The sequence below is a fragment of the Terriglobia bacterium genome (genome assembly GCA_032252755.1).
Taxonomy (GTDB): domain Bacteria; phylum Acidobacteriota; class Terriglobia; order Terriglobales; family Acidobacteriaceae; genus JAVUPY01.
Map to the genome: position 1 here is coordinate 90,552 of JAVUPY010000051.1, position 22,387 is coordinate 112,938.

The following is a 22,387-nucleotide window of genomic DNA, read 5'->3' on the forward strand; positions in this document are numbered from 1 at the left end:
CTTCGTTCGTCGTGAAACCTACTTCAGGTGAACTGCACCTTCATTGGTGTCCGACTTGGCGAGTGTCTTCGCGGTCTCGAACTCTACGGTCCCATACTTCGGCTTGATCTCATGACACTCCGGCGAGCAGTACACGCCCTGATGCTTGCGGTCTTCTTCCGGCGTCGGCATGGGCGAGGCCTCGGCAGCGGCGCGTTCCTGTTCGAGGAAGGCATCGACTTCGCTGACGAGCTTGTCGTGTGACTCGCGCGTCAGCCATTTCTTCACGTGTACGAGATAGTTCTCGAAGCGTGCGATCGGGTCGCGCTTCTGCCAGTATTCGAATAGCGGTCGCGGGACGTATTGTGCGGCGTCGTGGATGGCGTGGCCCTTCATGCGCATCATCTTGGCTTCGATCAGCGTTGGGCCTTCGCCGCGACGGGCGCGTTCGCAGGCTTCGTGGGTCGCATCGTAAACCTGGCACGGATCGGTGCCATCGACAATCACTCCGGGAATGCCGTAGGCGATGGAGCGCTCGGCAAGGTCCTTCACGCGGAACTGCATGTCGGAAGGCGTCGAGTATCCCCAAAGATTGTTTTCGACGATGAGCACGACGCCGAGTTTCTGCACGGCGGCGAAGTTGAGGCTTTCATAGGTGACTCCGGTCGACTGGCCCCCGTCGCCGATGTAGGTGAGCCCGGCAATGTTGCGCCCCTGTAACCGCGCGCCGAGGCAGACGCCGGCCATGATGCCGATGAGTTCGCCGAGCATGGAGATCGGGGCGGACACATTGCGCTCGCGAATGTCGCCGAAGTGGGACGACGCGTCGCGGCCGAATGTCGGTGAGTCGGCCTTGGCCATGTACTGCCGCATGATGTCCGCCGGGGAGAAACCGCGCACCAGCAGCGCTCCCTGGTTGCGGATCATCGGCCCCATCCAGTCATCTTTCTGGAGCGCGCAGGCGGAGGCGCACGAGCAGCCCTCCTGCCCCAGACCGAAGTAAACGCCGCCCACGACCTTGCTCTGCTTGTAGAGCGATTCGAGGACCGCTTCCATCTTGCGGTTCAGCAGCATCCAGCGATAGATCTCGATGCACTGTTCCCGCGAGAGGTACTTCGAGTCGCGGATCGGCGGCGCGTCGGCCGAGAGGTCGCCTTCGACGGAATAGCGCGTTTCTCCGGTTGTCGAATCGCGCTCTGTGGCGATGGAGAACTCGGGATGTTCAAGGCGGTAATCGGGAATGTTGTAGCAGCGGAGTGCACTGGCGGCGGCTTCGGCGTCAGCAGCAGAGCGATTCGGCTTGGCCGGAGATTTCTTTGGAACAGATTTGCTGGATGTGGGCTTTTCCGGTTTCTTGGGCATGGACGCTTTCCGGGGCGACCAAGAATTTAATCACAAAGGCAGCCAAGTCGCACGCCGCCAACATAATCCGCTGCAGGCGTAGTAGACTCTCTGCCCGCGAGGACGGCATGAGCACGTATTCCTTCCTGGTCGACACCTACGAAACCGAGATTCTGAAAACTGTTGAAACGTGGGACACATTTGCTGAAGAAGCCATGAATTTCCGCCCAGCGCCGAAATCGCGAACGGTGCTTGAGCAGCTCGAGCACCAACTCAAGTCCGAGGGCGCATGGATGCGGGACATGCTCGGGATCGATGTAGGCGAGATTCTCCCGTCCGAGTACACGAAAATCGCCTTCATCGAGAAGTACAGAACGGATGCTTCCAGGCGTCTCGAAATCCTGCGGCGGAAGCCCGATTCGTGGTGGGAGGAGACGGTGAACTTCTTCGACGTCCCGCGCTCGCGGGCGTGGGTGATGGTTCGGCGGATGAACCACTCCACGCATCATCGAGGGCAACTGGTGGTCTACCTGCGTCTGCTGGAGCAACGGGTGACCTCGGTTTATGGCCCAACGGCCGATACCGATGGTAAGGTCGTTTACCGCTTCGAATGAACATAAATCCTACCGGGCTTTACACCTTAGTGTCGCAACTTCCGCAGAGAACCCGGTTTAAAATTCAGTGTAGAAGCTGGCCGGATGTTCACTCTCTCTCCGAAGTTCGTTCTGCTGCTGATGCTGACGACGCTGGCGCTTTTCCTGTTTCCGGCACCACGGGGCTCATTTACGTCTACTCACGGACCAACGACAGCGCTGCGTGCCGACGCTCGTTTCCGCGCAGTCATATCAGCCCTTGCAGCCTGGACCGCACTCTTAGCCGGCAAAGTCGTACTCAGCAGTAGCGGTCGGCAAAACAGTGAAGCAGAAGTGTTGACCGCCTCGTATCCGGCTTCGCAACTTCGCTGTTAGCTATTGCCGCAAATCCTTAGTGCCATTCAAATCAAAATCTCTCTAGAGGAGGAAGTTATGTCCGCGCGTTTCACTCGTCTATTTCTCTCTCTTGGCGTGGCCGCTCTTGCGGTCTCGCTGGGCGCCTGCGCCAAAAAGGTGGCCACGGCCAAGGCGACTCCAGCACCACCTCCGCCCCCAGCTCCCACCGCGAGTCTGAGCGCGTCGCCCAGCAATCTGCAGAAGGGCCAGTCAACCACCCTGACGTGGAGCACGCAGAACGCGAACGACATTACGATCGACGGCTTGGGTACAGTCACAGCCAGCGGATCGCGGACCGTATCGCCCGAAGACTCGACCACCTACAAACTGGTCGCAAAGGGTCCCGGCGGCACGCAAGAAGCGGATGCCCGCGTCACAGTGGCCACTCCACCGCCGCCGGTTGCTCAAGGGCCGACGGATGCCGAACTGTTTGCGCAGAACGTCAAGGACCTGTACTTCAACTACGACAAGTATGACGTACGATCCGATGAGCAGGCGATTCTTAAGGCTGACGCTGCGTTCCTGGCGGCACATCCCAACTACAAGCTAACCATTTCGGGGCACTGCGACGAGCGTGGGTCCGAGGAGTACAACCTGGCGCTTGGCTCGAACCGGGCCAACACCGTGCGGGATCAACTCGTGGCCATGGGCGTCAGTTCCGATCGTATCAAGACGATCAGCTACGGCAAGGAAAAGCCCTTCTGCACGCAAGAAAACGATCAGTGCTGGCAGTCAAACCGGCGTGCACATTTCGAGATGAATCAGTAGTAGATCTACAGCGATCGAGGGGAGTGCTTCGGCGCTCCCCTTTTTAATTATCAGGCGAGGAAAGTTTTATCGCCGTGAAGCTCGCGGATGTTATCCGGCACCTTGAGGGGCGTGTCTTCGGGGACGGGAGCTGAGCCCGGCAGGTCTTCCAGCGAATCGACCCACAAAATCTGGCTTTTGAATACCTCGCCAAAGCTGCGGGTAACGATCGGCAGTATGTCGTCAATGCCAGGATGCTTGCCGGTTTCGAACTCGATCGAAGTGACGGGTTTGGTAAGGCCGCAGGGAACGATCAGCTTGAAGTAATCGAGGTCCGTGGTGACATTCAGGGCAAAGCCATGCGAAGTAACGCCGCGAGAGATGTGGACGCCGATGGCGGCTATCTTTCGCTCTGATAACGTCCAGACGCCCGTCATTCCCTGGATGCGCTGGGTTTCGATCTGGTAGTGAATGCAGGTGCGGATCAGGGCTTCTTCGATCCGCCGTACGTACTCGACGACGCCGATCTTCTCGGGAAAGCTTCGCAGGTCGAAGATGGGATAACCGACGAGTTGTCCCGGACCATGAAAGGTCACATCGCCGCCGCGATTGATTTCGAACACCTCGACCCCCTTGCTGGCAAGGAAATCACGAGGCGCGACGATGTTCGTGTCATTGGCATTGCGGCCGAGCGTGATCACAGGCGGGTGTTCAAGCAGCAGGAGAACATTATCGATACGGTTCTGTTTGCGAAGTTCGACGAGGTGCTCCTGCAGGCGCAGAGCGGAGCCGTAATCAATGGTTCCGAGATGGACGACGGAGATCAAAAGCTATTCACCACAGGGGTACAGAGCCACAAAGAAATGATAAACCAAACACGAAAGGGTTGGCAGACGAGCCAACCCTCTTCGTCGAACTAGGTAGCCCCTCTACGCGAGCAACCTTGCCACATCCTTCGCGAAGTACGTCAGGATGATCGATGCTCCGGCGCGCTGAATGCTCAGCAGGCTTTCCATCATGACGCGGTCGTGGTCGATCCAGTGGTTCTGGGCCGCGGCCTTGATCATCGCGTATTCGCCGCTGACCTGGTAGGCCGCGAGCGGAACGTCGAAACGCCGCCGGGCTTCGGAGATCACGTCAAGATAGGGGAGCGCGGGCTTCACCATGATCATGTCCGCGCCTTCCTGGAGATCGAGTTCGATCTCGCGCATAGCCTCGCGAAGATTGGCAGGATCCATCTGGTAGGAGCGCCGGTCGCCGAATTGCGGTGCGCTGTCGGCGGCTTCCCTGAAGGGGCCGTAGAAACCGGAGGCGAACTTGGCGGCGTAGCTGAGGATCGGGATGCTCTCGTATCCGTTCTTGTCCAGCGCCGTGCGAATCGCACCCACGCGGCCATCCATCATGTCCGAGGGGGCGATGATGTCCATCCCCGCGCGGACCTGAGAAACAGCGGTCCTGGCGAGAATGTCCAGGGTCGCGTCATTCACGATTTCGTAGTCGACAGCAGTTGCGGAGGGCGGCGCGGCAGCGGCCGCTCCCACCGACTGCGGCTGGGCAACTGGCTTCACAATTCCGCAATGGCCGTGCGACATGTACTCGCAAAGGCAAACGTCGCCCATCAACAGCAGGTTCGGCACTTCGCGCTTGATCGCTCGCGCTGCCTTCTGCACGATGCCGTCGTCGGCCCAGGCGCCGGTCGCCTTTTCGTCCTTTGATTCGGGCAGGCCGAACAGGATGACCGAGGGGATTCCGAGCGAGGCGACTTCGCGGCACTCGTTAACGGCTTCGTCAACCGACATGTTGAATACGCCGGGCATGGAGCGGACTTCTTTGCGAATGCCTTCGCCCGGACAGACAAACAAGGGGTAGACGAACCCTTCAGGCGACAAGCGGGTTTCACGGACGAACGATCGCAAACTCTCGGTGCGGCGAAGACGTCGGGGACGCTGGACTGGAAATGCCATAACAGTAAAATTCTAGCACCCAGTTTGACAATCTCCTCTGTGATAAGGCTCACAAAAACCCCTATTTTCCGGGGTATCCTTGAGCAACCCAGGTGCGAAACCATGGTAACTTTCGCCTGTTTCGGAAGCATGGTCGAATGTTGCCAAGAAGCAACCGGTCTTCCATGGCATTACCCGTCTCAAAACGCTGGGCCGTTGCGCCGTTAGGGGCGCTCATCGTATATGTCGCGGTGACCCTGCTTTACTTTCATAGGGTAACCGGCCCGCCAGCAGTTGAGCCGCCGCAAAACCGGATTCTGGTAGCCTTTGCGGACATTTCCCAGTTCATCCTGATGCTCGCGCCAGCCATTGTGGCGATCTGGAAATCGGTTCGTTCTCATGGGAGGCCGCGCGTTTTTTGGGTACTGATGGCGGCCGGCTTTGCGACATGGGCTACCGCGCAGGCTGGATGGATCTACGTCGAAGTTATTCGTCAGCAGGCGATTCCGGACCCCTTCTGGGCCGATGTCGTGCTCTTTTTCCATTTCGTGCCCTTCACGGCGGCACTTATTGTCCGGCCACAAGTGCCGGGCGAACTCCGCCGCATGACGTTGTCGGCCATCGACTGGACTATGCTCCTGCTCTGGTGGCTCTACTTGTACGTTTTCCTCGTCTTCCCATCCCAATTTATCCGGCTTGACATGGCGGCGTATGACACCAGTTATAACGCCCTCTACCTTGCTGAGAACCTGGTCTGGTTGGGGCTGCTGGCATTCTTGTTTATCAGCACGCGGGACGAGTGGAAACTGACGTTTGGAAGTCTGCTTGGTGCCGGTACTCTGTACATTGTTTCATCACAAATAATTAACCTGGCCATTCAGAGCGGCACTTATTACTCAGGGAGTCTCTACGATGTCCCGCTGATAAGTGCGATCTTGTGGTACCTGTGGACCGTCGTTCGTGGACCCGAAGAGACCTCGGGGAGTGACAACGTCGGCGAAGCTGATACAGCCGACGAACACGCCTGGGTTCCTCGAATCGCGCTCTTTGCGCTCCTTTCCATTCCGATAATGGCCGCGGTTATGGAATACCGGGTCTCGTCCCATGACTCAATCTTCCGGTTCCGGCTTGTAGTGAGCATGGTCGCCATTGTCATGCTCGGGACGCTGGTTTTCGTGAAGCAGTACCTGCTGGATCGCGAGAGAGTTCGGCTGCTTGCAGAGAGCCGCCGCGCATATGCCGATTTGCAGAGGTTGCAAGCGCAAGTGGTACAGTCGGAGAAATTGGCATCGATTGGCCAGTTGGTCTCCGGAGCGGCCCATGAGATCAATAATCCGCTGACGGCGATTCTCGGGTATTCCGAGCTGATGGAGACGGACCCCGCGGCCGACGAAACGATCCGAGCCCACGCGACGAAGATCAAGATCCAGGCATTACGTACGAAAAATCTCGTCGGCAACCTGCTGAAGTTCGCGCGCCAGAGCAAGCCTGAGAGGAAACTCGTTCACCTGAACACGGTCGTCGAAAACGCGCTTAGGCTTCGCGAAATGGACGAGTTAGGCAAACCGGTTCAATTCGTTCGGCAACTGGCGGCAGAACTGCCCTGGACATGGGGCGACGCGTCACAGCTCGCGGATGTTTGCCTGCAGCTTCTGGGAAACGCAAAAGACGCCCTTGGAGATCAAGGCGGAACAATTACAGTCAGGACCTATGCGCAGAATGGGTCTGTAATCCTCGAAGTCACCGACACAGGGTCCGGGATATCGGAGCCCACCCGAGTGTTCGATCCTTTCTACACGACCAAGGGACTCGGCAAAGGCCCCGGACTCGGCCTCAGCGTGTGTTACGGAATCATTGCCGACCACAAAGGCGAGATCACGGCCGAGAATATGCCCGAGGGCGGCGCCCGATTCAGAGTACGTCTTCCGGCGGCACAGAAATCCGCGGTCGGCTAGCCAGGCTCTGCGCAATCGCAGCAGAGCTAGCCCTCCTCTTCGTTGTCCCTGTAACATCAGAATGGACGGCCCATGCCAGACTCTCTTGCACACAGCAGTGCGCGTGTACTCGAGTACGACCAGTTTCGGAACTGGTTGAGTACTTTCGCGCAATCCGAACTTGGTCGAGGCCGTATCGGGAAGCTTGAGCCCACGACTGACCGCGAGTGGATCGCGAATCAGCATCAGCTGACGGCGGAGATACGGTCCTACCTCCGGGCTGGCGGCCATTTTGATTTTGCCAGTCTGGTCGATCCCGGAGAAATTCTGGACAAAGCGCGAATCCAAGGCGTCGCGCTGGAAATCCCCGAAATTCGTAGCATCCTCTTCGCTGCCGGCAGGGCCGCCGAGTGGCGGGAAATCGTACTGCATCCACCCACGCAACTGAAGGCAGAGTGGCCGGCTGTGAGGGAACTCTCGGCGCGGCTGGCGGACTTCACCGAATTGCTGCGGTACTTTGGCAACAAACTATTGCCGGATGGATCGCTGGACGACCGCGCTTCGCCGGAGTTCGCGCGCATTCGGCGTGAAACCGAAAAGCAGCGCCGCCACATCCAGCACACGCTCGAGGGTTACCTGCGCCGGCTCGCCGAAGGCGGGGCGGTGCAGGACGAACTCATCACCATTCGCGGCGAACGCTTCGTCATTCCTGTGAAAATCGAACAGAAGCGACGTGTTCCCGGCGTAATTCATGGAACCAGCTCGTCCGGCCAGACAGTTTTCGTCGAGCCGATGGAGACCATCGAGCAGAACAACGACCTGGTGCGGCTGCTCGAAGAAGAACAGGCGGAGATACATCGCATTCTTGCCGAGATGACGGCTCGGCTAGGGCAGAGTGCACCGGCCATTGCCGAAGCCGTCGACGTTCTGGCCGAACTCGAGTTGCAGTTTGCGAAGGCTCATTTTGCCGAACAATACGACTGCGCCGCGCTGACTGTTCTCGATCGCGGCGCCTCAGACGTGATGGCTTTGCGGAATGCCCGGCATCCCCTGCTCGAGCGGAACCTGCGAGCGAAGGGCGGCAAAGTTGTGCCGATGACGCTGGAGATGGACCGCGATCACCGCCAGTTGATCATCAGCGGCCCCAACACGGGTGGAAAGACCGTTTCACTGAAGACTGTCGGTCTGCTGGTGCTGATGGGGCAGGCCGGGGTGCCGGTCCCCGCCGATCGCGCCGAGTTCCCGATCTTCGACAACGTGCTGGCAGATATCGGCGATTACCAATCGATCGAGCAGAACCTGTCTACGTTCTCGGCTCATGTCACCAATATTGATTTCATCTCGCATACGGCGACGGAGCAGTCGCTGGTGCTGCTCGACGAGCTAGGTTCGGCTACCGATCCCGAAGAAGGCGCGGCGCTTGCCGTGGCTATTGCCGACTTTTTCCGGCGGGCGCAATGCGTAACAATCATTTCGACTCACCACACGTCTCTCAAGGTCTATGCGGCGAACACGCATGGCGTATTGAACGCCGCTGTCGGATTCGATGAGCGCACGCTTGCGCCGACGTACGAGCTTCGCGTGGGGGTCCCCGGCGCATCGGCAGGTATCAACGTCGCTCAGCATATTGGGCTGAATCAGCAGATTGTCACCGAAGCCCGCGCCCGGCTTAGCTCTCAGACTCAGGATGTCGCGCGGTTTCTCGATAATCTGCACGCTCGTTTGCGCGAACTTGAGTCGGAACGCCAGCGCATCCAGGTCCGCGAGGAGCAACTCGCGAGAGAACAGAAGCGGCTCGAAACTGAAGGGTTGAAAGAGCAGCGAGATAAGGTTCGCGACCTGGAGAAGAAGCTGGAAAGCCTGATTCGCGACTTCGAGTACCACGCGCGCGAAGCCGTGAATGCAATCCAGGACCGTGCCGCCGCTCAGAAGCTGTCCAAAGAAGCAGAGCGCCGAATCGCACGCGCACGCCGCGAATTCCGTGAGCAGTTCAACCAGGCTGTGGTGGCGCACAGCAGCGGAGCCGATCAGGGCGACAGCGCCGCCCAGCCACACGTGGTTCAGCGCGTACAGGAAGGGGACACGGTTCAACTGAAATCACTGGGCCGGGCCGGTCGCGTCACGCGCAAACTGGACGATCAGGCGATTGAAGTGGAGGTTGGCATGATGAAGATGCGAGTGCCGCTCGACGATGTCGCCCAGGTCATCGGCCGCGCCGCTGACAATCCGGTGCAGGCGGCCCGAGCCCGAGGAATCAACGTCACGCTGCGCGAGGAACCGACGTCCGCGCCGTCGGAGATCAACGTGATCGGCTTCACCGTGGATGACGCGACGCGGGAGGTGGAGAAGTTTATCGACCGCGCGTTCCTCGCCGGCATGTCGCGCGTACGCATCGTTCACGGGTCAGGGATGGGAATTCTAAGGAAAGCGCTTCGGCAATACCTGAATTCGAATCCGCAAGTTGCAAGTGTTACCGAGCCGCCGCAGAAGGAAGGCGGGGCCGGAGCAACCGTGGTTGAGCTGAAAGTTTAGGTAGCGTCAACATTGCCAGGAAGCGCTTGCGGGGCTTTCTTGCGCACAACGTCTTCATAGACTTCTATCATTCTCTTCACCGACGTTTCCCACGAAAATTTCTCCGCCTGTGCAAGCCCGGCAGTTTTCATCTTCTCGCGCAATGGCTGATCCGTCAGAACACGGAACATCGCGCGGCTGATTTCAAACACATTCTCCGGATTGACCAGCACCGCAGCCTTGCCGACGACCTCAGGCAGCGACGACGTGTTGCTCGCGACGACCGGGGTGCCGTGCGCCATCGCCTCGAGCGGTGGCAGCCCGAAGCCTTCGTACAGAGAAGGGAAAATGAAAACCTTGGCGGTGTCGTAGAAGATACGAAGGACCTCGATAGGGACGAAGCCCAGGAAGCGCACATCGTACTGAACGGCACTCTTGATTACGGCACGGCGGAGGTCGGGATGTTTTGAAACCTCGTCGCCGATGATGATCAGCTTGAGATCATCCAGGCGGCCTTCTTTGGCGAGTTCCGTCTTTAACGCGGAAAACGCTTCGATGATGCGGACCACGTTCTTATGCGGAGAGATGCGGCCCGAATAGAGAATGAACGGGTAGTGAACCTGGTAGCGCTCGGCGATCAGTTCTTTGTCGGCGTCGTTCGTCGGACCCAGGCGAAAGCGTTCGTCGAGAGCGTTGTATACAACTTCGATCTTTTTCTCCGGTACCTGGAAGAGCCGTGCGACATCCTGTTTCGTGAAGTTCGACACCGCAAAAATGCGTGCCGCATGATGGAGAGCGAACCGCGTGAGCCGGTAGTGCACGTGCTGGCTGAAGTTGGAATGGCCCTTCACTCGGTAAAGATAGTCGAGCACATCGTGCACAGTCATCACGTAGGGGCATGATGTGGGTCGCGGTCGCCAGAATGTATGTGGAATGTGGACGAGATCGCAATGCAGCCGGCCGACAATGTTCCGCAACTGGAGATAACTCCGAAGCCCAATCGGTTCTTCGCTGAAACGTATCGAGTGGAAATTTCCCGGCAGGTCACCGAACTCGCGCAGCCTGTCCGCCATACCGATCAGAAAATATTGGTTCTCTGAGTCGAGTTTGCCAAGAGTGCGGACAACGTTGCGGATGTATGTTGCGATACCGAAATCCGCCATGCGCCGAATATCGAGAGCGATTCTCACCGCGGATAGTGTATCCCGTCAGGTATGGAAAATCAGTGTTCTGCTGGAAACGGCTTGAACGCGTTGTGTCGACGCAAAATTTCAAGCGTTCGGTCGATAGGAAGTGCCTCGACCGTATGCCCGTTGCCCTTGACCGTGGTCGCCCGGAAGAGCGAATTATAGACCGCTTCCTCCGTGGCTTCGATTACCGCTAGAAACAGCGGTGACATTTGGTCATTCGTTACCAGCGTGGCCGGGCTGGAGAGATCCATCGTGGAAAACGCAATGGCGTAATCGCCGCTCCCGTTCGATCCCCCGGCGCCGGTCCGGCCGAGTCCAAGCATAGCCCGCGCCGCCATGCGTTTCAGGTTGCGAGAGTCCACGGGGGCATCGGTAGCGATAATGACCATTACGGAGCCGTTCGCATTATCGCTGGGGGTGGACCCCTTGCTGGACTTCTGTGGCTCCAAAACATTGCTGAATTCATATCGGCCGAGTTCGCGTCCGACCGGAGCACCGTTAATCGTCAGGACGCCGGCGTAGTTCGTCTGCACCAGCACGCCGATCGTGTAACCGCTGAGCTCTTTCGGCAGTTTTCGCGACGAGGTCCCAATCCCGCCCTTCCATCCGAACGCCACCGTACCAGTACCCGCCCCAACGGATCCTTCTTCGACTGGACCGCTTTTCGCGTTCTTGATTGCGGCAAAAACCTCGTCTCGACCGACCGGCCGCGAGCGAATGTCGTTCAGGTATCCGTCATTGGTTTCGCCCACCACGGGGTTCATCGAGCGCACCTCGCGGTTGTACGGCAGGGCGAGCATGAAGTCGAGCAGCGCATCGGCAACGCGCGGCACGTTCAGCGTCGAGGTCAGCAGGATGGGTGTTTCGATCTCGCCGAGTTCCTCGATCTGCGTAGAGCCCATCAGCTTCCCATAGGCGTTTCCAACGAAAACCGCCGCTGGCAGGCGATGCATCGTCCAGTTCGGGTCGTTGCGCACCATCACCTCGGGGACAATCGCCGTCACGCCGGTTCGGATATTGTCGCCACGAATCAGCGTGCTCTGCCCGACCAGCACTCCGGACACATCCGTAATCGCATTCAGAGGACCTGTCGGGAAAATACCGACCTCGATCCCGAGATCTCGGGCCCGCGGCCTTGGCGTGGAGTCCTGGGCGGAAGAGGAAATGCACAAGCCGATGAGGCAAAGCAAAAGTATGCGGCGCATGATGCGCCGCACAATATCAGATATTCAGGTTTCAGACGAGCCGCTTACGCCGTCACCATCTCGGCATGGCGCTGCCGACGAGTTGCATAAAGCGGGAACTGCTCGCAAAGCTCAAGCACCTCGCGGCGAATCTTTTGCAGCACCGCCGGCTCGTTCCGATGGTTGAGAGCCTGCGTGATCCAGTGGCCGATCTGCTTCATCTCGGCCTCCTTCATCCCTCGCGTCGTAAGCGCGGGCGTTCCGATGCGGATGCCGCTCGGTTTCAGCGGCGGATTCGTGTCGAACGGAATCGCATTCTTGTTGACCGTGATCCCGGCTTCGCCAAGCGCCTTCTCCGCCTCACTGCCTAACATTCCCTTGCTGAAGACGTCGATCAGCATCAGGTGCGTATCGGTGCCGCCGGAGATAACGCGATAGCCATCGTCGGCCATGGTCTGCGCCAGTATCTTCGCGTTGCTTACGATCTGCGCCGCATATTCCTTGAACGAGGGCTGCAGCGCCTCCTTGAAGCAAACGGCCTTTGCCGCCATGATATGCACCAGCGGGCCGCCCTGGCAGCCCGGGAATACGCTCTTGTCCACCGCGGCCGCGTGTTCCGCTTTGCAGAGAATCATGCCCGCCCGCGGCCCGCGCAGCGTCTTGTGGGTCGTGGTAGTGACGATGTGAGCGTGTGGTACCGGCGAAGGATGAACGCCACCCGCAACGAGCCCGGCAAAATGCGCCATGTCGACGAGGTAGAACGCGCCGACCTTGTCAGCGATCTGCCGCATTCGGGCAAAATCGATGATGCGCGGATAGGCCGACCCGCCGCCGATGATCATCTTCGGACGCTCGCGCTCGGCGACCTTCTCCAACTCATCGTAGTCAATCGTCTCGGTGTCGCGGGAGACGCCGTACGAAACGATCTTGTAGGTCTTGCCAGAAAAACTCAGCTTGTGGCCGTGCGTCAGGTGGCCGCCGTGCGCGAGGTCGAGTCCCATGACGACATCGCCCGGCTGGATGATCGCCGCATACGCGGCCATGTTTGCTGATGATCCCGAGTGCGGCTGCACGTTGGCGTGTTCCGCGCCGAATAGCTGTTTCGCGCGGTCGCGAGCCAGGTTCTCGACGATGTCGGTGAATTCACAGCCCCCGTAATAGCGTTTGCCCGGATAACCTTCGGCGTACTTGTTGGTAAACACGGAGCCCGCCGCTTCCAGCACAGCCTCGCTAACGAAATTCTCGGACGCGATCAGTTCCAGGCCTTCATGTTGCCGCAGTTCTTCACTGCGAATCGCCTTCGCAATCTCCGGGTCCGATGCGCTCAAGGGGCGCTCCATCCATTCATTATTCATGACACGTCCGTTTCCGGCCAAGCCAGGCCATCTCACTTGTAAGCGTCTTTATTTATAAGTTCCAGGTACGCGGCCGGCCTCTGTACCGACATGAAGCCCATCTGGCGGTAAAGTCCGTGAGCCTCCGCCGTAACAATGCACTTGCGTTGCAAGTTCACAAGTTCAGGACACGCGAGAATCGTCGAAATCAACCACTTTCCGAGTCCGCGGCCTCGGTGAGACTCGGTGATGAAGAAATCGCCGATATACGCGAAGGTAACGAAATCGGTGATCACGCGCGAGAAACCCACCTGCGTCTCGCCATCGTACACGCCAAAGCAGAACGAAGTTTGGATCGACCGTTCGACCTTGTCTCGTGAAATTCCCTCGGACCAGGGGCAGTGCGTAAGGGAGCGGTGGATGAAATCGATATCGAGTCGTTTGCGGTCGGTGCTGATCGTGTGGCCATCGCGGGTGAACTCGTGGAAGGGAGTATCAAGGTGTGCGATAACGGCTGTATTTGTGTCAGTCATGGGTGGTTCCGTTGCTCAATATTCATAATCTTGTCGACTCGGCGCTGGTGGCGTCCCCCAGCGAACGGGGTGTGCAGCCATTTGTCGACGACTTTTAAGGCCATGAGTTCGTCGAGAACGCGTGCCCCCAGCGTCAGGACATTCGCATCGTTGTGCTCGCGCGCCATTTCGGCTTCGAACTCGGTGGAGACATTGGCCGCCCGAATACCATGAACCTTGTTGGCGGCCATCGACATGCCAATCCCGGTGCCGCAAACCAGGATGCCGAGATCGACGCGCTTCTGGACTACATCTTCGCCAACCAGGCGGGCAAAATCGGGGTAGTCCACCGAATCGCCCGAGTTTGTGCCCTCGTCCTGAACCTGAATTCCGCTCGAAAGCAAGTGCTGCTTGATCTTTTCTTTCAGTTCGAAGCCGGCGTGGTCGGCGCCCAGGGCGATCTTCATAAAACACAATTTTAGCATTCGGGACGGAGACCTCGTTACTGGTTACGGTAGGTCAAGACCGCCAGTCTGTTGTAAGCAGTTGCTATTCAGCCGATAATCGATTCGCACCAAGCCCTATCGTCTGCCGAGGAGCGCCCATGGCGTCTGCGGAAACAACTATCGCGGGAAAGAGTTACAAGTTCATCAAGTTCGAACTGTCTTCATTCGTGGCGCGCATCACGCTGAACCACCCGCAGTACAATGTGCTGACCGTGCCCATGATGACGGAACTCGCCACCGCCATCGAGAGCCTCGACGGCCGCGGCGACATCAAGTGCATCGTGCTCGACTCCTCGCAGAAATACTTCTCCGCCGGAATCTCCGTCGAGGACTCGAAGCCCGACCGCGTCTTCCAGACGCTGGACGCATTCAACCACGTTTTCCAGTCAATCCTGGAAGTCTCGAAGCCACTGATTGTGGTCGTTAACGGGCAGGCGGTCGGTGCCGGCTCCGAACTGGTCGCTTTCGGAGACATGGTGATCGCGACTCCGAATGCCCGCTTTGCTCAGCCGGAAGTCAAGATGGGAACGTTCCCGCCATTCGCGGCGATCATGCTGCCGCAACTCATCGGCCCGAAGAAGACCTACGAACTGATTCTCACCGGGCAGCAGTTGTCGGCGCAGGAAGCGCTCGAACTCGGATTCGTGAACCGCGTCGTTCCCGAGGCTGACCTCACCAAGATCGTGAACGAAATCCTGGCACGCATCGGCGAGTTTAGCGGGCCGGTGCTCGAGATGACGAAGAAAGTAATTGGCGGCTGCCTGGGACTTCCACTGCGCGACGCCATCAAGAAATCGCACGACATCTATCTCAACCAGCTAATGGCATTGGAAGATGCGCAGGAAGGTCTGCGCGCTCTGTTGGAAAAACGCAAACCGAGTTGGAAGAACAAATAGCTGAGTCAGCAGCGGTGACAAGTAAAAACGGGCACGCTTTATGCGTGCCCTTGTTGCTCTCTGGGGGGAGGAAACAATAAGAATAATGTAGTCAGGGTTCTATTCCGAATCCAGAGAAATCGTGAGTTGCAGCAGGATTTTTGCGGGCACAAACGTGCCTGTAAAAATGTGCACTGTTAGCTGCCGAATGCCTGCGCGACAAACCGTGAGATGTTCCAGCCGAGCATGTACTTGTATGGGCTTTCGCCGATGGTGTAGTGCCCGCACGGCATGCACTTGATCATCGCGTTCAGTCCCCAGCGCTTGAATTCCGCCGCTATCTGCTCGCTGAATTCGGGCAGGAAGGTCAGATCGTACTTCGCATAGAGCATCAGGCAGCGCTTCGGCCAACGCGCGAATTTGTGGAAGTAGACCATCGGGCTGATGCCGAGCAGCGCTTTGCGCAGACCGTCCTGATCCATTACCTCTTCAATGGCCGCGCGAATGTGCCGCGTCGACTGGCCCGTCCACACGACGTCGCCGAAGTACGTGGACGCGTGATTGAAGACGTTGATCTTCAGCCGTTCGTCGTGGGCGCTCGCAATGAACGCGTAACAAGACCCGAGGCTCGTTCCCATGATGCCGATCTCGCTGTAGCCCTGTTCTTCAAGCCAATCGACGCAGCAACGGATGTCGATAACGCCTTGTCGCGCTGCATCAATCGTCCGTCCCATATTCGCCGAAACCGCGTAGTCCGCCCGCTTTAATTCGGCCGGCATCCGCGCATCGTGATAGGGCATGCTGATGCGCAGGCCTGAAATTCCCAGTTTGTTCCATATCCTGCAAAGAGCGTTATGGCTGATCGCGTCCGAATTCCACTGCGGGATGACAATCATCGCCTTGCGCGAGCGCTCCACCGGGAACCATCGCGCATTCATGTGGTTGTTTTCGGGATACGGCGTCTCGACCGGTGACGTGAAGCGAAGAAAAGTTCCAATCTGCTTGGCGTGCTTCAGGTCGAGCTTTGGATCAGGGTTGCTTCCGGTCTGGTGGACGCGAACCGGGCGTTGTTCCAGCCGAAAATCCCTTGCGCGTTGGTAGCTGTAGAACTCGTCGCTGTGCTCGACGATGCGCTCGTTGAGTTCGAACCAGTAGCGCTCGATTTCCACTTCGGAGTGATCTTTCGGCGCGCCGTGCGCGACCGGCCAGCGGTCGGCCCAATCCAGCCCCCACTCGAATGGACGCACGATGCGGTTCGTATCGCGCGACGTGAGCGCGTGCTCCCACCGGTACATCCACTCCTGGTATTTCCTTCGCATCGCCAATAAAAATCATAACAAAGCGAGACAGGAGCAGCTGTCAGCCAGCAGCGAACGGTAACAATCCCGCCCTGAATGGACCGGGCGCTTGTGTCAGCAATGAAGATGGATTTGCCTTCAACAGAACGAAGAACCGCTTACTCGTCCACGTACTTTCTCGGCACTCGCGGCGACAACCCGCAGAGAATCTCGTAGGGAATTGTCTGCGTATGTAACGCGTGTTCTTCGACGTCGATTCGGCAGGTTTCCGTGCAGCCCAGCAGAATGACCTCGTCTCCGAGGCTTGTACCGTCGATATCGGTCGCATCGACCGTCACCAGGTCCATCGAGACGTTGCCTACAATCGGGGCATACTGATCGCGAATGATGACGCGCCCCTTGTTGGAGAGATGGCGGCTGAAGCCGTCGCCATAGCCGACCGGAATCACAGCGACGCGTGTCGGCCGGGTCGTCTTGTACGTTCCGCCATAGCCGATCGCCTGTCCGCTTTCCAGATCTTTCAAGGCAATGACGCGAGTCTTCCAACTCAGAACGGGCGTGATTGGCGGAACTTTTGTGTCGCCTGCGCTCGTTCCTTCCAGCGGCAAGCATCCGCCGTAGAGCAGCAATCCCGGGCGAATCATGTTGTGCCAGGTGTCGTGCCGCCCCACCACCGCCGCGCTGTTGGCAAGGTGCCGGTACGTCGGCGTGATTCCCTGATCGGCAAAGGTCTTCAGCACGTCATCGAAGCAGAGGATCTGCCACTGTGCATCTTCTGCATCGAGCGCCTCCGACGAGGCGAGGTGGCTGAATACCCCTTCGACGACGATGTCCTCGGCCTTCTTCAGTTCTTCAATGAATGACGGCAACTGCGCCATTGGCAGTCCGAGCCGGCTCATGCCCGTATCGACCTTCACATGCACGTGCACCGGACGCTTCGGCCGGCGCTCGGCCGCGCGTTGCAGAGCCTGAAGGTGCTCCACCGACCAGATCGCCGGAGTGAGATCGCTGTCCAGTATCTCGTCTTCTTCTCCGCGCCAGAAGCCGGTCATCACGAGAATCCGGGCCGTAATCCCGCCGCGCCGCAGTTTCACAGCTTCTTCGGTCGATGTCACCCCGAACCAGTTTGCGCCAATCTCCTGTAGCGCGCGTGAGCATTCGACCGCGCCATGGCCGTAGCCGTCGCATTTCACGACGCAGCAAATCGTGGCTTCGGAAGAAACCAGCGCCTGAACAGCACGATAGTTCTGCTGCAGGGCAGTGAGGTTCACTTCCGCCCAGGTCGGGCGTGCGCTCACGTGAATGGCAAGATCGGTCGAAGAGGCCAACGTCGGTACCTGTTTCGATTATAGGGGTGAACCGCCCCGGACCGTCCATCGGGCATACCGCTGAGCAACACGGAAGTGAGCGCACCCCTGGTTTGGTGCCTCACATTGCTTTGGCCCCCTCATCTGCCTCCTTTTGGCAGATGTGGGTTTTTCCCGCCGTGAATTCACACCGCGCCCTGTGATGTGTGACTTTGACACCATCCCGCCCCCGGCCTAACATCATGACAACTTGGCCCCTCGGAGCTGAAGAGGCGCCTATGACCTGCTCCGTCCGCACCTACGTTCCATCCGTCCTAAACGCGAGACCCATGCCCCGGGCCGGCTTCTCTGCCCGTCGCCGATGACCGGGAGAACAGGAGCGATTTATGCCAGTGCAACGCCTTAAAGACCTGCTGGACAAGAACGACATCCGTTACGTCTGCATCTCCCATTCGCGCGCCTACACCGCGGCAGCCATCGGCGCCATCACCCACATCCCCGGCCGCGAAATCGCCAAAACTGTCATGGTGAAACTGGACGGCAAGCTGGCGATGGTGGTGGTGCCGGGTTCGCGCCACATAGATTTGGCGGTTCTCAAGAGAGAACTTGGCGTCAACTCAGCCCTGCTCGTCACCGAGCCCGAATTCGCCGACGCCTTCCCGGATTGCGAGGTCGGCGCCATGCCGCCGTTCGGCGAACTCTATGACCTGCCGGTCTATGTCGACGAGTTGCTGACCCGCGACGAAGAGATCGCCTTCAATGCCGGCTCGCACCGCGAACTGATCCGCATGAGCTACAAGGATTTCGAGCGATTGGTAAAGCCGAAAGTGCTCCGCATCGTGAAGAAGACCTCGGCGGAACTGCGCGCGGCGGAAAGAGCCACCGCCTAGGAGGGCATAAGGCAGAAGGCAAAGGGCGGAACGGAGAAGGCTTTTCGTTTTGCCCTCTGCCCTCTACCTTTTGCCTTCTCCCTAGATCCACTCGCTGCGGTCGAGGTTCTCGAAGCGTGTCCACTGCTTGATGTAAGCGAGTTGTATTGTGTCGGTTGGGCCGTTGCGCTGCTTGGCGATGATCAGCTTTGCCTTATTCTCAACCGTCGGATCGTCGCGGTTGTAGTACTCCGGACGGTAGATGAACATGACGACATCCGCGTCCTGCTCGATCGAGCCCGACTCGCGCAGATCGCTCAGTTTTGGCTCGTTGTCCTTGGTCCCGCGAGTCTCAGGCGCACGGCTGAGCTGAGACAGGGCGACCATGGGAACTTTCAACTCCTTGGCGATGGCCTTCAGGCCGCGCGAAATTGCCGACACTTCCTGTGTCCGGTTCTCATATCGCTTGCCGCCCGGCGCAGTCGCCGACATCAGCTGCAGGTAATCCACGACGATCATCCCCAAGCCGGTCGTGTGTTTCAGCCGCCTGGCTTTCGCGCGCAGCTCTGTTAGCGAAATGCCCGGAGTATCGTCGATGTACATTGGCGCCTGCAGCAGGGCGTCGAGGCCATTGCGAATCTTTGTAAGATCTTCTTTCCCGAGAAAACCGGTCCGGAACTTGTGCGAGTCCACCCGCGATTGCGAGCACAGCATGCGTCGCAGTAAGGCCTCGCGCGACATTTCCAGCGAGAAGATCGCAACTGGTTGACCTCCCAGTATTGCGACGTTCTCTGCCATGTTGATCGCCAGTGCCGTCTTGCCCATCGAGGGACGCGCCGCAACTATCACGAGATCCGAAGGCTGAAGACCACTGGTCAGCTCATCGAGATCGGCAAAGTGCGTCTCGACGCCGGTGATGCGCCGCCCAGCTTCATAGAGAGTGTCGAGTCCGCCAGGAAAGGACTCCCTCACGATGTCCTTCAGCGCCATCAGGTCCTGGCCGATGCGCGCCTCGGTCAGCGCGAACAACGAAGCTTCGGCTGAGTCGAGAACCTCAGCGGTTTCATCCTCCTGGTCGAGCGCCTTCGTGATCATGCTGTTCGCGGCATGAATCAGTCCTCGGAGCAGGGCCTTATCCTTGACCAGCCGGATGTAATGCTCGATCGATTGCCGCCTGGGCACGCCATCCGTCAGCGACGTGAGATACGCGACTCCGCCGACAGACTCCAACTCCTTGTACCGCCCCAACTCGTCGGCCAACGAAATGATATCGATCGGCTTACCGAACTCGTTCAGGTCCAGCATCCGCTGGTAAATGCGCCGATGCGAGTCGAGATAGAAATGCTCTGCCTTGAGCGCGGCCGCCGCTTCATTCTGGAGGAAGTTGTCGAGGAGAATGCCGCCGAGTATCGACCGCTCGGCGTCGGGACTGGCTGGTAAACCGCGGTCTAAACTGTGATCGAGAGTGGCCATCCAACTGAAAACCTATTCACCACAGAGGCGCAGAGCCACAGAGCAGATGGTCCAAAGAACAAAACCAATCGGAGTTTGCAGTCTGAATCGAACCCTCTGTGCCTCTGCGTCTCTGTAGTGAGATCGTGATCCGATACTACACCGAAAACCAAGATTAAGTAGCGAAAACAGGGCGAAGCGGGGGAGTTTGTACTTCGCCCTGGTCCGCATGTTCGGCCCTGACACTGTGCTCTTCCAGAATTCGGGCCCGGCAGCGCCAGCCGCACATGCCGGGCCCATGGTCGGACGAAATGCGCTCGCTTTCGCAGTGCTCTCTTGCTCCCGCCGCCGTTGCGGAAGACCCGGAGCGACGCTGCTGGGGAGCACCTTGGGCGCTCGGAGTGACGATTCTTACGAAGCGCCCAATCCGTTTCCCGCGCATCTACTCCTATTCCCGTCTTCACATGAACTCATGCCCGTTGCCCAGGCAGGATGCTTCGGATCGTCAGGACGCGCCCGGTGGAGGCACGCTCGTCGGTGAAGATTCTCTTCGCGAAAGCGGGTTGCGGCCGCTCTCGCATCCGTCATCGCAGAATCAGCAGGATGCCGGTGCCGCGATAATCGCATCCCGGAAAGAACTCATGCAGTACCGGGGAAAGCACCACGCCAAGGCATCTCGTCTTCGCGTGTGGAAGCAGATTGCATGATGATCCTCAATCCCTCAAGACCGATTCGGCTGTCCGCCTGTGGGAAGGTTGTGGAATACGCGATTTGTTGTGGATTGCGTTGGAAAAGTTGGTGAAAATTTGGCCACCGAACTCACGCGGAAGTTCTGTGCGCGAATCCGCGGTCTTAATTCGCCTTCTGCTCGAGCAATTTCTTCAGCATTGCCTGTCCATCTTTATTTGCGGGATTCAACTCGAGCGATTTCTTGTAGTGAGTGATCGCGGGTTCTCGTTGCCCATCCGCGGCCAATCCTTCACCGGCACTGTCCCACGCTTCCCATTGATTCGGAAAATACTCGACATTCAGTGCGAACACAGCCACAGCCTTACTGGTTTCTCCGGCATGAAGCAGCGCATATCCCAGACGGTTCAGCGCCCGCCAGTTATCGAGGTCGTATTCGGAGGAGTTCGTCTTCTTCAGCGTGCGGTATTGCGCAACCGCGGCGTCCATTCCTTGCTCCCGCATCGCACGCGCGAACTCTCGCGCAATCGGCTTCTTGGGGAGCGTGCAGGTGCCGCGATAAAGAACGTTGAAGATCTCCCGCTGAATTTCATCGAAGGTGTCCATATCTGTGTTGTCGATGGTCAGCACCATCGTTTCCGTCTCCGGCACGCGCGTGTACATCGTGAAGAAACCAAAAATATGACCTTCATGGAACTGGAGCGTTCGCCCTGCGGCGGGGTGCTCTTTGGGCGCAGTTCGGACAAACCACCCCAGGCCGCCGCGCTGAGTTGCGGGCGTGAACATCAGTTCGCGCGTCTTTGCCGACAGCAATTTGTCTCCGTAAAGAGCACGATCGAAGCGGAACATGTCTTCGGCCGTCGAGTAAATATCGCCCGTGCCCAGTGCGGTCGAGATCTCGCTATACGGCCCGGGACGCAAACCGGCCAGCGGCGACCACTCGTACCCATAGGCACGCTTCGAAAGAAACAATTGCGAGGTGTCGACTCCGCTGTCATTCATCCCCGCCGGAATCAAAATGCGCTCACGCAGGAGTTGGGTGTACGGTTTTCCGGTCGAGCGTTCCAGGATCAGCCCGAGCAAAAGGTAGCCGCAGTTGTTGTAGCCCCAACTCGTGCCCGGTTCGAATTCCAGGTCTCCGCTGCACCATTTCTTCACAAGCTCCGGTTTGGCAATCGGAGAAGTCTGCTCAAGGATTTGCGGAGCTTTGTAAGTAGGTATTCCCGAGGTGTGGGTCAGAAGATGACGTATCGTTACCTTCGCGCCCGTGTCAGCCCGATACTCTGGCAGGTATTCCGATACCGGCGCGTCCAGTTTGATTTTTCCTGCCTCGACCTGCTGGAGCACGAGAATCGCCGTGAATGGTTTTGTCACGGAACCGATCCGAAATTTTGTATCGGTCGTGTTCGGAACCTGCCATTCAAAATTCGCGTAACCAAATCCCTTTTGGTAGATCACTTCTCCGTGATCCGCGACGAGCACCACTCCATTCAGCAAGCCGGCTTCGTGATATGCGTTCAGCAATTTGTCGAGTTTGGCAACGGTGTCGTCGGAGGCGAGCGAGGTAGCAGCCAGCAAAAATATAATGGCGACAGACCGGAACAGTTTCATGCGCTTCTCCTATGGAGGAGAGTACGCAAGGGTCGGTGGCATCGTTCAAGCGAAAACCGCGTCTGATGCAGATTTAGCGGGAGTCACCACTCAGGATTTCAAAGACGCAAAACAAAAC

Annotated in this window: 20 protein-coding genes; 8 read left to right on the forward strand and 12 right to left on the reverse strand. The window is 58.4% G+C overall.

Annotated elements, in window-relative coordinates:
• Positions 1 to 18: 18 nt before the first annotated feature.
• Positions 19 to 1,341 carry a thiamine pyrophosphate-dependent dehydrogenase E1 component subunit alpha gene (locus ROO76_11025; protein ID MDT8068683.1) on the reverse strand — a complete coding sequence of 441 codons (1,323 nt, stop codon included), beginning with the start codon at positions 1,339 to 1,341 and terminating at the stop codon, positions 19 to 21.
• Positions 1,342 to 1,448: 107 nt separating this feature from the next.
• Here ROO76_11025 and ROO76_11030 point away from each other — a divergent pair, with 107 nt between their 5' ends.
• From ROO76_11030 to pal, 3 genes are all read left to right on the forward strand, one after another.
• Positions 1,449 to 1,934, forward strand: a complete 486-nt coding sequence (locus tag ROO76_11030; GenBank protein MDT8068684.1) for a DinB family protein — start codon at positions 1,449 to 1,451, stop codon at positions 1,932 to 1,934.
• 84 nt (positions 1,935 to 2,018) lie between these two features.
• Positions 2,019 to 2,288, forward strand: coding sequence for a hypothetical protein (locus tag ROO76_11035; protein MDT8068685.1), 270 nt, complete (start codon positions 2,019 to 2,021; stop codon positions 2,286 to 2,288).
• 57 nt (positions 2,289 to 2,345) lie between these two features.
• Positions 2,346 to 3,077 carry a peptidoglycan-associated lipoprotein Pal gene (gene pal / locus ROO76_11040; protein ID MDT8068686.1) on the forward strand — a complete coding sequence of 244 codons (732 nt, stop codon included), beginning with the start codon at positions 2,346 to 2,348 and terminating at the stop codon, positions 3,075 to 3,077.
• A gap of 50 nt (positions 3,078 to 3,127) precedes the next feature.
• On the opposite strand, the gene lipB is transcribed toward pal, so the two are convergent.
• Positions 3,128 to 3,883, reverse strand: a complete 756-nt coding sequence (lipB, locus tag ROO76_11045) for a lipoyl(octanoyl) transferase LipB (protein MDT8068687.1) — start codon at positions 3,881 to 3,883, stop codon at positions 3,128 to 3,130.
• A gap of 102 nt (positions 3,884 to 3,985) precedes the next feature.
• Positions 3,986 to 5,020, reverse strand: coding sequence for a porphobilinogen synthase (hemB, locus tag ROO76_11050; protein ID MDT8068688.1), 1,035 nt, complete (start codon positions 5,018 to 5,020; stop codon positions 3,986 to 3,988).
• A gap of 164 nt (positions 5,021 to 5,184) precedes the next feature.
• Between hemB and ROO76_11055 the strand changes: the two genes are divergently transcribed.
• Together ROO76_11055 and ROO76_11060 are read left to right on the forward strand one after the other, a co-directional pair.
• Entirely contained in the window at positions 5,185 to 6,954 is a 1,770-nt protein-coding gene (locus ROO76_11055) for an ATP-binding protein (GenBank protein MDT8068689.1), read from the forward strand.
• Between the two features lie 72 nt (positions 6,955 to 7,026).
• Positions 7,027 to 9,465 (forward strand): endonuclease MutS2, encoded by a 2,439-nt coding sequence (locus ROO76_11060; protein ID MDT8068690.1) that lies wholly within the window; start codon positions 7,027 to 7,029, stop codon positions 9,463 to 9,465.
• On the opposite strand, the gene ROO76_11065 is transcribed toward ROO76_11060, so the two are convergent.
• From ROO76_11065 to rpiB, 5 genes are read right to left on the reverse strand one after another with little or no spacing between them, the layout of a single operon-like run.
• The gene (locus tag ROO76_11065) at positions 9,462 to 10,634 is read right to left on the reverse strand and encodes a glycosyltransferase family 1 protein (GenBank protein MDT8068691.1); all 1,173 of its coding nucleotides are present in this window, start codon (positions 10,632 to 10,634) and stop codon (positions 9,462 to 9,464) included. The two genes, ROO76_11060 and ROO76_11065, sit on opposite strands and share 4 nt — an antisense overlap.
• A 32-nt stretch (positions 10,635 to 10,666) precedes the next feature.
• On the reverse strand, positions 10,667 to 11,839 hold the full coding sequence (locus tag ROO76_11070; GenBank protein ID MDT8068692.1) for a P1 family peptidase: 1,173 nt from the start codon (positions 11,837 to 11,839) through the stop codon (positions 10,667 to 10,669).
• Positions 11,840 to 11,883: 44 nt separating this feature from the next.
• Complete coding sequence (gene glyA / locus ROO76_11075) at positions 11,884 to 13,173, reverse strand: serine hydroxymethyltransferase (protein MDT8068693.1); 1,290 nt, start codon at positions 13,171 to 13,173, stop codon at positions 11,884 to 11,886.
• 32 nt (positions 13,174 to 13,205) lie between these two features.
• A complete protein-coding gene (locus ROO76_11080; GenBank protein MDT8068694.1) occupies positions 13,206 to 13,685 on the reverse strand; it encodes a GNAT family N-acetyltransferase in 480 nt (159 codons plus the stop codon).
• Positions 13,682 to 14,131 carry a ribose 5-phosphate isomerase B gene (gene rpiB, locus ROO76_11085; protein ID MDT8068695.1) on the reverse strand — a complete coding sequence of 150 codons (450 nt, stop codon included), beginning with the start codon at positions 14,129 to 14,131 and terminating at the stop codon, positions 13,682 to 13,684. Before rpiB ends, ROO76_11080 begins: the two co-directional genes overlap by 4 nt.
• 137 nt (positions 14,132 to 14,268) lie before the next feature.
• On the opposite strand from rpiB, the gene ROO76_11090 reads away from it, so the two are divergent.
• Positions 14,269 to 15,066, forward strand: a complete 798-nt coding sequence (locus ROO76_11090; GenBank protein MDT8068696.1) for an enoyl-CoA hydratase/isomerase family protein — start codon at positions 14,269 to 14,271, stop codon at positions 15,064 to 15,066.
• 176 nt (positions 15,067 to 15,242) lie between these two features.
• Here ROO76_11090 and ROO76_11095 read toward each other — a convergent pair whose 3' ends face one another.
• Positions 15,243 to 16,364 carry an abhydrolase domain-containing 18 gene (locus ROO76_11095; GenBank protein ID MDT8068697.1) on the reverse strand — a complete coding sequence of 374 codons (1,122 nt, stop codon included), beginning with the start codon at positions 16,362 to 16,364 and terminating at the stop codon, positions 15,243 to 15,245.
• 137 nt (positions 16,365 to 16,501) lie between these two features.
• Positions 16,502 to 17,671, reverse strand: coding sequence for an alanine racemase (gene alr, locus ROO76_11100; protein MDT8068698.1), 1,170 nt, complete (start codon positions 17,669 to 17,671; stop codon positions 16,502 to 16,504).
• 365 nt (positions 17,672 to 18,036) lie between these two features.
• On the opposite strand from alr, the gene ROO76_11105 reads away from it, so the two are divergent.
• Positions 18,037 to 18,540, forward strand: coding sequence for a YbaK/EbsC family protein (locus ROO76_11105; protein MDT8068699.1), 504 nt, complete (start codon positions 18,037 to 18,039; stop codon positions 18,538 to 18,540).
• Between the two features lie 81 nt (positions 18,541 to 18,621).
• Here ROO76_11105 and dnaB read toward each other — a convergent pair whose 3' ends face one another.
• Positions 18,622 to 19,992: a replicative DNA helicase gene (dnaB, locus tag ROO76_11110; protein ID MDT8068700.1), complete on the reverse strand. Its 1,371-nt coding sequence runs from the start codon at positions 19,990 to 19,992 to the stop codon at positions 18,622 to 18,624.
• 266 nt (positions 19,993 to 20,258) lie between these two features.
• On the opposite strand from dnaB, the gene ROO76_11115 reads away from it, so the two are divergent.
• Entirely contained in the window at positions 20,259 to 20,678 is a 420-nt protein-coding gene (locus ROO76_11115; GenBank protein MDT8068701.1) for a hypothetical protein, read from the forward strand.
• Positions 20,679 to 20,823: 145 nt separating this feature from the next.
• Here ROO76_11115 and ROO76_11120 read toward each other — a convergent pair whose 3' ends face one another.
• Entirely contained in the window at positions 20,824 to 22,269 is a 1,446-nt protein-coding gene (locus ROO76_11120) for a serine hydrolase (protein ID MDT8068702.1), read from the reverse strand.
• Positions 22,270 to 22,387 lie beyond the last annotated feature (118 nt).